The sequence below is a fragment of the Streptomyces sp. NPDC086519 genome (assembly GCF_040686075.1).
In the GTDB taxonomy this organism is placed as follows: Bacteria; Actinomycetota; Actinomycetes; order Streptomycetales; family Streptomycetaceae; genus Streptomyces; species Streptomyces shenzhenensis.
On record NZ_JBFBJL010000059.1, the window covers coordinates 14852 to 27223 of the forward strand.

Sequence of the window (12372 nt, forward strand, 5' to 3'; positions counted from 1 at the left end):
GATCGAGAAGCGGAACACATCGCGCCCGAATGCCTGTTGTCAGGTTTCTCTTCCGAGGAGTTGTGCCGTGTCTGAATCCGGCAAGCCGACCGTCGTCCTGGTCCACGGCGCCTTCGCCGATGCTTCCAGCTACGCGCGGGTCATTCCCGATCTGCTCGCTGACGGCGTCGGTGTGGTCGCCGCTGCGCTGCCCAACCGCAGCCTCCTCGGTGACGCGGCCTACATCGCCTCGCTCGTCCGGGCGATCCCTGGGCCGGTCGTCCTGGTGGGTCATTCCTACGGCTGCGCCGTCATCACCGTCGCCGGTGCCGAGGACAACGTCAGGGCGCTGGTCTATCTGGCCGGCTTCGCCCTGGAGGAGGGCGAGAGCCTGAACGACATGCTGAGCCGGTCCTCGGACACCCGGCTCGCGAACGCGCTCGTGCCCTGGTCCTTCCCGGTCGAGGGCTCGGCCACCCCGGGCACCGAGCTGACCGTCGCGGTCGACAGGTTCCCCGCCCTGGTCGCCGCCGATGTCGACCCCGACGTCGCCGCGGTGCTCGCGGTCTCTCAGCGCCCGGTGGCCGCCTCGGCCTTCTCCGGCAGGGCACCGGTCGCGGCCTGGAGAACGAAGCCCTCGTGGGGGATGGTCGCCGCAGCCGACCTCAATCCCGAGGTGGAGCGCTTCGGCTACGAGCGGGCCGGTATGACCATCGTCGAGGCCGACTCCTCGCACCTGGTGATGCTGGCGCAGCCCGAGCGAGTCGTGGAACTGATCCGCGAGGCGGTCCGGGCCACCGCCGAGGTCGGGTGAACCATGTCCGGGGTCGTCCCGCACGGTCATCCGGAGGAGTTGGCCGCACGCTCCACGGCGCCTCAGCCGGCGCCTCCCCTCCCGGCGCCGCTCATGCGCGCCACCGGCTTTCTCTCCTTCTACGATCGGTTCGCCACCGCTCCCATGCTGGTGGTGTTCACCAGGGAGGAGGGAGTGTCTCTCAGCAGCGCCGTGCAACTGGTGACGGCCTACGTCCTGCTGTACGCGCTGGGCCAGCCGGCGTGGGGGCTGCTCGGTGATCGTCTCGGTCGTCTGAAGGTCCTGAGGCTGGCTCTGGCCGGCACCCTGATCGGCAGTGTGGCCACCATCGCCGCCCCTGGGTTCGTCGCCCTGCTGGTGATCCGAGCGGTGACCGGGTTCTTCGTCGGGGCGCTGTTTCCCAGCATGCTGACCGTCGTGGGCGACTCCTACACCGGTGCGGCCAGGGCGCGTGAGATCTCCAGCCTGCAGACCTTCACCGCCCTGGGTACGACGGTCGCGACGTTGGCGGCGGGTGCGCTGGCCGTCTGGTTGGACTGGCGTGTCGTGTTCGGCATGACCGCGGTCGGGGCCGGGACTTTCCTGGTGCTCCTGCGGCGTGTGAAGCTGCCGTCCGCCGCGGGGGTACGGCACGACATACGGAGAGCCTTCACCGCCTGGCCCGTCTGGCTGTACCTGCTCGGGCTGTTGGAGGGCGGGATCCTGCTCGGCATCCTCACCTACATCGTCCCTGCCCTGGAGCGGGACGGCTTGTCCACTGCCGTGGCGGGCGCCGTCGGCGCCACGTACGGGGCCGGGATCATCGGGGGCGCCTACCTGGCGAAGCGGGTCGTGGCGCGCGCCGGTCGCACTGTCATGATCGCGATCGGTGCCACCACGCTCTTCGTCGCCTTCCTCCTCGCGAGCCTCTCCCAGGGCGTCCCGGCTCTGACGGCCACTGCGGTCCTCATCGGGACGTCGAACGCCTTCCTGCATTCCTCACTCCAGGGGTGGGCCACCGATGTCGCGCCCGCCGCGCGCGCGACGACCGTCTCGTTCTTCGTCTCCTCGGCCTTCCTGGGCAGTTCGGCCGCGACCGGTCTCACCGGTGGGCTGACCGGGCAGGGCTACGGGGCGATCTTCGAGGGGACCTGCGTTGCCACCGTGGTGCTGGCCGTCCTCGCGGTGGGCAGCCACGCGCTCTGGTTCCGCCGCCGCGGTGGCTGACACCCGCGGCTTGTCTCTTGACGTCCGTCCTTGAACGTGCCGCCGGACATCTGGCAGAGCCGAGGCGTCCGGCGGCTGCGGCGTGCGGGGTGGTGTTCAGGGGCGGGGGATGCCGCGGGCGAGTCGGACCACGGGCCGACGCCTCGGCGGAGGACGGTGCGGCTCGCGGAGGGGGAGAAGCCGGTCACCTGCTCGGTGGCGATCCCCGGCAGGGTGGCCGGCGCGTCGGGGGCGGTGACCGCGTCCACCAGCGCGGGAACGGAGTGGGGGAACGCCTTCCGCAGAGCGTCACGCACGTTCCCAAACCGTTTCCTTCAGGCGGGGGAGGAAGTCAACTCCTCCACTCCTGCTTCGAACCCGACGGGGTGAGAGCAGTCGGCACTGCACCTCGCGTCCCAGGTCACCGAAGCTGCCGCATGCCCCACTGCGCGGCCGGTAGGTGGCTGCGGCTTGCTATTCCGGCGCGTGCAGATCAGAGCCGTCGGCGTGGGTGCCGCAGAGCCGGTGGGTGAGCACGGCGTTGTGGTTGTGCGCCCTGTTCAGGACGGTGGCCGCGACCGCGGATCCCACCATGGGGGCGAGCAGGTAGACCCACAGGAAGCCGACTCGCCCGGAGGCCACGGCCGGCCCGAACTGGCGTGCCGGGTTTTCCGATCCTCCAGTGGTGGTGCCCAGCAGGGCGATCGCCGCGCAGATCAGCAAGCCGACCAGCCACGGAACCACGGGCGCCAGTTTCGGGGACTGCAGGAAGAGCCCGACGAGGTAGACGATGCCCCCCATGCTGATGGCCTCGGCCACGAACAGCCCGCCGGCGGACCAGTCCTGACCGGGATGCAGCGCTGCGTCCACCACCGGAGGGTTCGCGACCGCCGGACCCCACAGTGCGCGGGCGGCGAGGACCCCTAGCACGGACCCGACGAGCTGAGCGGCGATGTACGGAAGGACCGACGCACCCGGGAAGACCCCCAGGCGCCACATGGCCAAGGAGACCGCCGGGTTGATGTGCCCCCCGGAGATCCGCCCCGGTCGACTGCGGATGAGCTTCACGAGAAGCAGGCCCACACACAGGCCGATGATCAGCAGCTTCAGGTGGATCTGCGGGATCGCGTCGGAGATCGGCGAGGGCCCGGCGATCCAGCGCACGATCGTGACCACGCCGAAGAGGAGAACCAACGCCAGAAGGCATTCAAGGGCACTGTGTCCCGCGATCACCGCCGGAGGGGGCGCGGCTCCCGTCCTGTCGGGTGTTGCTCGTCGGCCGGGGGGCGTGGCGGCTTCGGTCATGGGTCTCGAACATTTCCTGTGAGCGGTATGGAGGAGGCGCAGAGCCGGCCATGACTGCCGCATCGGCCCTTCGCAGGCGGGCGTACGGCCATTGCGGCATGGCAGCCCAAGCCCTTCGTGTCCGCCTGGGCGTGAAGTCGGGCAACCGAGATCAGCCTCCGCGACGGTGACCGCGGCCCTGAGCGTTCGGTGGTTGCCGGGAGTCTGACTCCAGCCGCAGGGTGCGGCTGGGGGTGAACGGGATCAGATCGTGGTGCCGGTCCGGTAGGGCGATCACCAGGGCGCTGTCCGGCAGGGCGCGGCGGACGCCTGTCAGCATCCGCACCGCCGTACGGTCGTCGAGGCCGGCCGTCGGTTCGTCGAGCAGGAGGACCGCCGGTGCCCGCAGGACCGCTCGTGCGATCACCAGACGGCGTCGCTGGCCCTGCGAGAGCGCACTGCCCAGCGGTCCCGTCGGGGTGTGGAGGGGCAGCTGCTCCAGGGCCGCGGTCGCCAGCGCGGCCCGGAGTGTGTCGTCGTCCGCGGCGGGGGCGGCCTGCCGGAGGTTCTCGGCGACGGTCGCGTCTGCGATCCAGTCCTCCGCCTCGACGAGGGTGAGCGTGTCGGCGATGGCGCCGGTGGGCAGGGACTCGACGGGTACGCCGTCGAGCAGTACCGCGCCGGGGGCGGCGGGTGCGTTGCGTCCCGCCAGGGTCTCCAGCAGCGTGCTTTTCCCGCTGCCGTTGGGCCCGGTGACCACGACGACGCTGCTGGGCTCGATCACCGCGGACCACCGGGTGCGGGCGTCGCCGACACCCACGAGCACCTGGCGGGCCATCAGACCACTTTTCGGCCCAGCGAGCTGCGGCGTCGCAGGGGATGCGGCATCCAGCCCCTCCGTGGGCGCGCGGCGCGCCAGATCCGTCAGCCGCCCAGCGGCGTCGGCGGCCAGGCCGTGGTCGCGGAGCACCTGAGGGAGTGTCTCCACCAGCTCGTACGCGGCCGCGACCATCAGCACCTCGCCGATGGCGTCGGCAGCCGGCTGCGTGAAGACAGGCCCGGACAGCGCCAGGACCAGTACCGCTGTCTGGCCGGCCACGGCCAGCAGCCGCAGCAGCAGCCGGGCCCGTCGCATCACCGACGCGGCCGCGGCCTCGGCCCGCCGGGCCCGGCCGACCGCGTGCGCGACCTGATCGCGGGCCAGATCGACCGCGTCCAGGCAGCGCAGTTCCGCAAGCGCGGAGCGCGCGCTGAGCAGCGCTGTGCGTGCGGTGGCCCGTGCTTCTGCGGCCGTCCGCTGGTGGCCGCGGGTCCGTCGCTCGGCGGCCACCGCCGTGGCTGCGGAGAGCGCGAGCAGCAGTAGTTCGGCCGCGCCTGCCGGCGGACTCGCCACCAGGAGCAGAGTGACGATGACGGTGGCGGTCAGGCCGATCCCGGCCAGTGGCGGGACGACTTGCCCGGCCAGCCCGCTCACCGCGCCGACGTCGCTGGTGAGCCGGGTCATCAGGGCCCCGTCGCGATGATTCCGCAGTTCGCGTGCCGGCACGGCGGCCGCGGCGCGGACCAGCCGTGAGCGCAGCGAGACGGTCGCGTCGAGCAGCGCGCCATGGCTGACCAGGCGCTCCCCGTAGCGCAGACCGGTGCGGCCCAGGGCGAGAGCGCGGACCGTTCCCGAGGGGTACATCCACGACCAGGCGGTGTTCGCCTGTGCGGTGACCACGGCGCAGGAGGTCAGGAACCAGCCGGACACGCCGAGCAGGCCGGCGGCGCAGAGTTCGGCGGTCCCGGCGAGCACCGCTGCGAACAGCAGGTCCCGGCGTGTCCGATGGTCCGCCGCCGTCCACAGCAGCCCGAATGCGGTCACAGCCTCTCCCTGATCCGGGACACCCGTCCCTGGCTCAACTGCACGATGTCATCGGCGATTTCGAGGAGTGCCGGGCTGTGTGTCGTGAGCAGCACGGTTCGGCTGCGCGCGAGCGTCCGGACGGCGCCGATGACGCGGGCCTCGCCGTCCGGGTCGAGATGGGCGGTGGGTTCGTCCAGGCACAGCAGCGGAGTGTCGCGGAGCAGCGCCCGGACCAGCACCAGTTGCTGCATCTGTCCGGAGGACAGCCCCCGTCCGCGTTCCCCGAGCCGGGTCCCCAGACCCTGGGGGAGTGCGGCCAGCAGATCCTCGAAGCCCAGTGCCGCGAACGCCGCGGTCAGCTGTACGTCGTCGGCGTCGCGCCGGGCCAGCAGTAGGTTGTCGCGCAGTGTGCCCGGGAGGAGGTAGGAGGGCTGGCCGGCCCATGCCGTCATGGTCGGCGAGGCGGGCAGGGCCGCGGAGCCGGTGGTGTGCAGGCACCATCCGTGGTCCGGCTCGCGCAGGCCTGCCGCCACGGAGAGCAGCGTGGTCTTGCCGGCGCCGCTGGGCCCGCCGATGGCGACGATCGAACCCGGCGGCACGGTCAGGGTGATGTCGTCCAGTGCCGCGTCGTCACGACCCGGGTACCGGACGCCCACCCCCTCCATGATCAGACCGGCCGGGCTCGGCAGACTCGGACGACGCACGGCGGGCACTCGGGCCACGTGCCCGCCGACCGATGCAACCGCAGTCCCGTCGATGATCTCCGCGATCAGCTCGGCTGCCGCAGACGCCTCGGCACGGGCGTGGTAGCCGCGGGCGAGTTCCCGGGCCGGGGCGAAGTACGCCGGGGTGAGGACGAGCACGAACAGCGCGGTGCCCAGGCTCATGGTGGACGGGACCACCGGCAGGTCGAGGTAGCCGAGCAAGGCGAGTCCGCAGTATGTGGCGACTACAGCCATCGCCACGGTGATGAGGAGCTCGACCCAGGCGGTCGAGAGGAAGGCCACCCGCAGCACTGTGCGGGTGCGCCTGGCCAGCTCCCTGTCGGCTGCCTCGATGGTGAGCACCGCTTCCTCACCGGCTCCGAGGCCGACGAGCGTGGGCAGTCCGCGCAGTTGGTCCAGCAGGCGGGTGCTCAGCCTCCGGGTGGCGGTGAGCTGGGCGTGCACGGCGGCGCGGGTACCCATGCCGATCACCTTGAGGTTGAACGGCAGCAGCGGGGTCGCCAGCACCAGCATCAGCGCGACGGCCCAACTGCGGGTCAGTACCGCGGCCAGCACGATGCCGCTGCCCAGCAGCATCGCCCGCCGGGCGGGGACGTACGTCGTCAGCCACTGGCTCAGTCGGCCCACCTCACTGTCGAGGGCCTCGGCCAGAGCGGCGTCGGACACCTCCTCGCGGGGCGTACCCGTCATGGGGAGCGCGGCCCCGAGCAGGCGGGTGCGCAGGTGGTCCTGGACGGCGGCCGCGCCGTCGTCGGCGATCCGGTCCGCCGCAGCGAGCAGGACTGCGCGCAGCAGCAGCCCGGCGGCGACCAGAGCCGTGCTCGAGAACACCGAAGTCAGGGGCACGCCCGCGGTTGGGGTTCGCAGGGCGGTCTGGGCCGCCCGGCCCAGCCCCGCGGCCCACAGGACATGGCCCGCGGACGACAGTCCCCGCAGGGTCCCGGCTTGCCGGAACGCGGGTTCGCCGACCGCCGCCCAATCGGTGAGCAGTCCCCCCGCCCGCTGCTGGCCTTCGCCGTCCCGGCCGAGCCGGGCAAGGTGGTCGGGGATGTCGTTCACCTGTCGGCTGCCTGGAGGTCGAATTCGCCGGCGGCCGCCGAGCGGCGGTCGGACCTTGTCCACAGGACGAGTGCGGTGACGGAGAACAGGGCGACACCGGCCGGGTCGATCCACCCCCGCACATCACCGAAGATGTCCTGCGAGACGGCGGCCACCGCGACGGCCAGCAGGGTCAGGAGCACGCGCCGGACGACAACGGCCGCCCACGGACCGTCGCCCGCGGCCGGCGCCGCCGCCGCAGCATGCTCCGCGGCAGCCGTGGTGCCGGACGGACCGGCCGCCTCGGCGCGGGCCGGTGGCTGGGCGAACTTCCCACGGAAGACCCACCACGCGTAGATGTTGTAGGTCAGCACGACCGGCATGCACCCGCCCACCCCGATGAGCAGGAACAGCTGCGACCCGTGCGGGCCGGCAGCCGCTTGCACGGTCAGATCGGGTGGGACGACGACGGGCGCGGTGACCGCGACCAGCGCGAGCAGGCCCGCGGCCTCCGTACCGGCCACGGCCGCGAACGGACGCCAGTCCGGCCGACGACCGAAGCCGTACCAGGCGATCGCCGCGCACACCACGGCCACCGCCACCGCGAGGCCGAACAGGGTCGCGCGGAGTGGCTGGTCGAAGCGCAAGTGCTGCGGGTCGGCGAACCGGAGCCCGAATCCCAGGACCAGGCCGGCCGCCGTGACCGCCAGGAGCAGCGGCCGGCCCAGTCGGCCCGCCCAGTCGTGCGCGGTCCCCGTGGTCTTGTCCTGCAGCCATGCGGCACCTGCCAGCAGATAGACGGCCACCAGCCCCAGGGCGCACAGCACGCTGTAGGGCGTCAGCCAGTCCCAGGTGCCTCCGGTGAACACCCCGCCGCGGTGGGACAGTCCGGACAGGACGCCCCCGGCCACGAAGCCCTGGCACACAGTGGCCACCAGCGACGAGACTCCGAAGACCAGACCCCAGCCGCGCCGATAGCCGGTGGCGGCGCTCTGCAACTCGATGGCCGTGCCGCGCAGCACGATGGCGAGCAGCATGACGATGAGCGGCAGGTAGACGCCGGGCAGCACGGTGGCGTAGACACCGGGCAGGCCCGCCCACAGCACGACACCCGCCAGGATGATCCAGCTCTCGTTGGCGTCCCAGGCGGTCGCGATCAGCTCGTTGTACTCCTTGCGCCGCTGGTCGCTGCGGTCGAACAGGCTCAGGATGCCGATGCCCAGGTCGTAGCCGTCGAGCAGGACGTAGGCGCCGAGTGCGAGCAGGACCAGGGCGTATGACGTGTACTCAAGCATGGCTGATCTCCGTGGGGTTGACGGCGGTGCCGTCGTCGGTCACCAGGTGCTCGGGACCGGTCCGTACCGTGCGGACGATGTAGCGGATCCACAGCCCGAGCAGCAGCGCGTAGACGGCGACGAAACCGGTGAAGCTGGCGATCGCCGCGCCGAGGGAGAGATGGGAGACGGCGTCACTGGTGCGGATCAGGCCGTAGACGACCCAGGGCTGCCGGCCGGTCTCCGCGGTGATCCAGCCGCCGCTGATGGCCACGACGCCGGCGGGAGCCATCCAGACCATCAGCCGGTGGAACCGGCGGGCTGTGTACAGCCTGCCGCGCAGTCGCAACACCAGTCCGGCGAAGGCCATGAAGAACATCGCCAGAGCGGTGAAGTACATCGTCCGGAAGCCGTAGAAGGCGGACCACATGTTGGGGCGCTCGTCCTTGGGTGTCTGCAGCAGTCCGGGGACGTCCGCCTTTCCGGACAGGTCCTTGCCGATGACGGCGCCCAGACGCGGTATCTCGACATGAAGCTTGTTCTCGCCCTTGTCCGTGTCGGGCACCACGAGCAGGTTGTAGCCGTTGTTGTCGGTCTTCCAGTTGCCTTCGAAGGCCTCCAGTTTCGCGGGTTGGTGTTCACCCATGAAAACGGCGGTGGCGTCGCCCACGTACAGCTGTACGGGCATCAGGATGGCCAGTACTCCCAGGGCGATGGACAGGGTGCGGCGTGCGAAGGGCAGCGCTCGCTGCTTGACCAGGTACCAGGCGGCGATTCCGCCGATGAACCAACTGGCGCTGATCAGCACCGCGAGCAGGATGTGCGGGTACCGGTAGGAGAACGCCGGGTTGAAGAGCACGTGCCACCAGTCGCTCGCCCGGAACTGGCCGTCGACCTCGGTGAAGCCCACGGGGTCCTGCATCCAGCTGTTGGCGGACAGGATCCACGTCGTGGACAGCAGAGTGCCGACGACGAGCATCCAGCAGGCGAGCGCCATGGTCCGGGGACGCACGCGGCCGTCGCCGTACAGCATGATGCCGATGAACCCGGCCTCCAGGAAGAAGGCCGTGATGACCTCCATTCCGATCGTGACACCGAGGATCGGGCCGACCGCATGGGCGTATCTTCCCCAGTTGAGCCCGAACTCGAAGGTCATGACCGTTCCGGCGACCACTCCGAGGCCGAATCCGACCGCGAAAATCTTCTTCCAGAAACGGAATATCTGAAGGTACAGCGGATTCCCGGTCCTGAGGTACACCGTGTACATCACGGCCAAAAAGACGGAGAGTCCGACAGTCAATGCGGGAAAACTCATGTGAAAGACCGCGGTGACGGCGAACTGCCATCTTGAGATCTCCACCACTGCGGGCGAGGCCACGGTGTCTCCTCCTGGTCGGTTTCGGTCGGTCCGGATGGTGCTGGCCAGCCCTGGCTGAACTGCGCGCGCGATGGGGTTCTGGCCCGGCCGGGAGGCACCGGTGATGGGGCGGCCCGCCCCGCGGACGGCCTTGGGGATGAGGCCCGCGACAGCCTCTGGCTGTGCACCTCGACGGCGTGCGAGACCCCTTCCTCCGCTTGTGGCGTGGGCCGATGGCCGGGGACGGCGGCCGAGAATTCCGCGACGGTGTGGGAATTCCACGACTCCTGCGGGCCACCGTAGGGTCGGCCGGTGGGCGTCCTTTGCCTCCCGGCGCATCACTCGTGTCCCCGCAGCGCAATGCGTGGGATGCAGTGCGGCCGTAGTTCACTTCCGGACCGAAGACAGTGCACCGCCGGGCAAGTGAGGCACTTCAGGGCGCCTTTACGTCCTCGCGGGGGGCCGACGGGTTCGTCGGGGAATACCGCCGGGCACCGCGCTCAGGAGCCACGCGCCGCGCGCTTTCGGCCAACCGCTTCCGCCGCCCGTCCCTGTAGCCGGCACCGGGTATGCCCGCACGGCGCCTGAGGCATTGCCGGACGCAACGTGTCCGCGTTCTCGTTCCGGTACGGACCAGCATGAGCTCCGCACCGTCACCGAAGGACCGCCCGGGACCGGATTCGGCCTGGGCCCCACCTGCGGCGCGCGTCTTCCGCGCGTTGTGGATCGTGCAACTCGTCTCCGGCATCGGGCAGCTGGATGCAGACGGCGGGCGCACAGTGGCTGCTGGTCGGGCACTACGCCGCACTGGGTGACGCTCGTTCAGACGGCCTCCAGCCTCCAGCCTCCCCGTCGTACTGCTGGCCCTGTCCTCGGGCGTGCTGGCCGTGCTGGCGTTCGCGGACGCGCTCACTCCGGAGCTGCTGCCCGGCCTCACCTTCCTGCTGGGTTGCGGCACCGCACTGATGGGGCCGGCCTGGCAGGCGATCCAGCCAGAGCTCGTGGAACGCCGCCAGTTGGGGCAGTCAATGCCGCGTCCTGCCTCGGCATCGCCGCCGTCCGGGGTCAAGTGCGTCTCAGTCGCGCCTGTCGGTGAGCTCGGCAAGAGCACGGTCCATGTCGATGTGATGGCTCTCCGTCCCCGGGGGCACGAGTGAGTCCGTCCGCCGCAGAAAGGCGGCGACTGCGGACGCCGCGATGTCGACCAGCGCCGCGCCGGCGGCCGACCTCAGTACGATGCGCACGCAGTCCGGATGACAACGGTGGCGGGGAATCACCAGCACGTCCCCGGTGCCGGAGGGCCGGCGCAGGCCCTCCGTGAGCAGGGAGCGGGCGAACACCCAGTCGACGGTTCTGGCCGTGGGTGCGCCGAGACACAGTCGGACGGCGTAGGGGTCGGTCATGTCGTAGTGCAGCTCCGCGGGCAGCGGGGCCGACGGCTCGTCCGGGACGCTGACGCGCGCTATCACCATGTACATGACCGATGGGAGAGGCTGGATCATTTCATTCCCCCAACAATGGCTACAGAAGCGGATTTCCTTCGAATGACCCTAAAGCCTCACAGTCAGTGCATGTTGTCGCAGAATGCACGGAATATGGCACGAGAAAGAACCGGACAGAGCAGGGTGTCGGTGGTGTGGAACCGGAGAACGGAAGTGCGGCCATGGACAGTACGAAGTCCGCCGCTACCCCGGTTGGTACCGGAACGGCTCCTTGGCGGAACGATTCACGTGGAGCGGCTCATGGACGCCGTTCACCGGACAGGCCGTGAATCTGCCAGTCGCGGGGCGCTATGCCATAAGCGGCACGGAAAACACGGCTGAAATGGCTGGGGCTCACGAACCCCCAGCGTCGGGCGACGGTCGCCACCCCGAGTCCCAGAGCCGGGGACCGCAGAAGATCTCGGCGGCACCGCTCCAGTCGCTGCATCCGGATCCACTCCCCGACGGTGGTTTCCTCCAGTTGGAACAACTTGTGCAGGTAGCGCACCGAAATGAAGTGGGCGGCGGCGATCGCGGTGGGTGACAGATCCGGGTCGGCGAGGTTTTGCAGGATGTGGTCCTTCACTCGCACCATCATGGCCGCGGAGGTATCAGGAGCCTGAGGCCTGAAGCGGCCGAGCCGCTCGTTGATGAACAGTGCCAGCAGGTCGAGCCCGGTGGCGACGAACTGGCGGCCGACGAAGTCGTTGAAGCCCGCTGCTTCGCACGCCATGCGCGTGAAGTAGGCCGCCACCAGTGCGGCACTTCCGCCACGACCCGAGAACGCTGTCGCAGTCAACGCCCGCAGGTCCTCGTCCCGCACGCGAAGTTCATTCCGAGGGAACTGAAAAGAGGTGAAGCAGACCTCGCCCTCCACTTTCTTTCTGAACACGCGAGACGCATCAGAAATGGAGAAATCTCCCGGATCTATCAGGCACTCTCTCCCGTCCTGCTCCTTGACGGCTCTGCCTCTGCGCTGAAGCGTGAGGATGAGGAGTTCTTTCCCGTCCCGGGCTATCAGGCGCTTGCTGCGCGTCACCTCTTGAGACCCGGCCTGGACGTCCGACACCTGTGTGGCCCCCCATTGGTGGGTGACGATTCTTCCAGGCGACGGATCTTTCTCCAGGAGATTGACATCGAGCGGTACGAACGCCTGGGACACCGCTTCATGCCAGCGCTCTACCCGGTCGGCTGCGGACAGCGCCGCGGTGGAAAGGACGACGGGCATCTGGCCCCCTCGGCATCGTGATCGACAGGCGGTTCGGATCCGGTCACCGGACAGCCCGATCACCGAAGATCCGGTGTGCCTTCCAGAACACCGTGCCAGCCGGCCTGGGCCAGCACATCGCGTGAATCCGTTAGATCAGGGGTGCCGGACTGAGATTCCCC

General features: G+C 70.0%; 10 protein-coding genes. 3 read left to right on the plus strand and 7 right to left on the minus strand.

Annotated elements, in window-relative coordinates; all coding sequences use genetic code 11:
• Window positions 1-67 precede the first annotated feature (67 nt).
• Both AB0P24_RS37455 and AB0P24_RS37460 read left to right on the plus strand, forming a co-directional pair.
• Window positions 68-793 (plus strand): alpha/beta hydrolase, encoded by a 726-nt coding sequence (locus AB0P24_RS37455; protein ID WP_365802019.1) that lies wholly within the window; start codon window positions 68-70, stop codon window positions 791-793.
• Window positions 794-796: 3 nt separating this feature from the next.
• Window positions 797-1999: an MFS transporter gene (locus AB0P24_RS37460; protein WP_365802021.1), complete on the plus strand. Its 1203-nt coding sequence runs from the start codon at window positions 797-799 to the stop codon at window positions 1997-1999.
• A gap of 453 nt (window positions 2000-2452) precedes the next feature.
• Here AB0P24_RS37460 and AB0P24_RS37465 read toward each other — a convergent pair whose 3' ends face one another.
• The 5 genes from AB0P24_RS37465 to AB0P24_RS37485 form a co-directional block, all read right to left on the minus strand.
• The gene (locus tag AB0P24_RS37465; RefSeq protein WP_365802023.1) at window positions 2453-3346 is read right to left on the minus strand and encodes an aquaporin; all 894 of its coding nucleotides are present in this window, start codon (window positions 3344-3346) and stop codon (window positions 2453-2455) included.
• A gap of 88 nt (window positions 3347-3434) precedes the next feature.
• A complete protein-coding gene (locus AB0P24_RS37470) occupies window positions 3435-5126 on the minus strand; it encodes an ATP-binding cassette domain-containing protein (protein ID WP_365802025.1) in 1692 nt (563 codons plus the stop codon).
• The gene (locus tag AB0P24_RS37475; protein WP_365802027.1) at window positions 5123-6892 is read right to left on the minus strand and encodes an ATP-binding cassette domain-containing protein; all 1770 of its coding nucleotides are present in this window, start codon (window positions 6890-6892) and stop codon (window positions 5123-5125) included. The genes AB0P24_RS37470 and AB0P24_RS37475 overlap by 4 nt, the downstream gene beginning before the upstream one ends.
• On the minus strand, window positions 6889-8166 hold the full coding sequence (locus AB0P24_RS37480) for a cytochrome d ubiquinol oxidase subunit II (protein WP_365802029.1): 1278 nt from the start codon (window positions 8164-8166) through the stop codon (window positions 6889-6891). The genes AB0P24_RS37475 and AB0P24_RS37480 overlap by 4 nt, the downstream gene beginning before the upstream one ends.
• Window positions 8159-9523 (minus strand): cytochrome ubiquinol oxidase subunit I, encoded by a 1365-nt coding sequence (locus AB0P24_RS37485; RefSeq protein ID WP_365802031.1) that lies wholly within the window; start codon window positions 9521-9523, stop codon window positions 8159-8161. Before AB0P24_RS37485 ends, AB0P24_RS37480 begins: the two co-directional genes overlap by 8 nt.
• An 845-nt stretch (window positions 9524-10368) precedes the next feature.
• On the opposite strand from AB0P24_RS37485, the gene AB0P24_RS37490 reads away from it, so the two are divergent.
• Window positions 10369-10659, plus strand: a complete 291-nt coding sequence (locus AB0P24_RS37490) for an MFS transporter (RefSeq protein ID WP_365802083.1) — start codon at window positions 10369-10371, stop codon at window positions 10657-10659.
• Here AB0P24_RS37490 and AB0P24_RS37495 read toward each other — a convergent pair.
• On the minus strand, window positions 10579-11004 hold the full coding sequence (locus tag AB0P24_RS37495) for an SsgA family sporulation/cell division regulator (protein ID WP_365802033.1): 426 nt from the start codon (window positions 11002-11004) through the stop codon (window positions 10579-10581). The genes AB0P24_RS37490 and AB0P24_RS37495 overlap by 81 nt on opposite strands.
• A 238-nt stretch (window positions 11005-11242) precedes the next feature.
• Window positions 11243-12211: a helix-turn-helix domain-containing protein gene (locus tag AB0P24_RS37500; RefSeq protein ID WP_365802035.1), complete on the minus strand. Its 969-nt coding sequence runs from the start codon at window positions 12209-12211 to the stop codon at window positions 11243-11245.
• Window positions 12212-12372 lie beyond the last annotated feature (161 nt).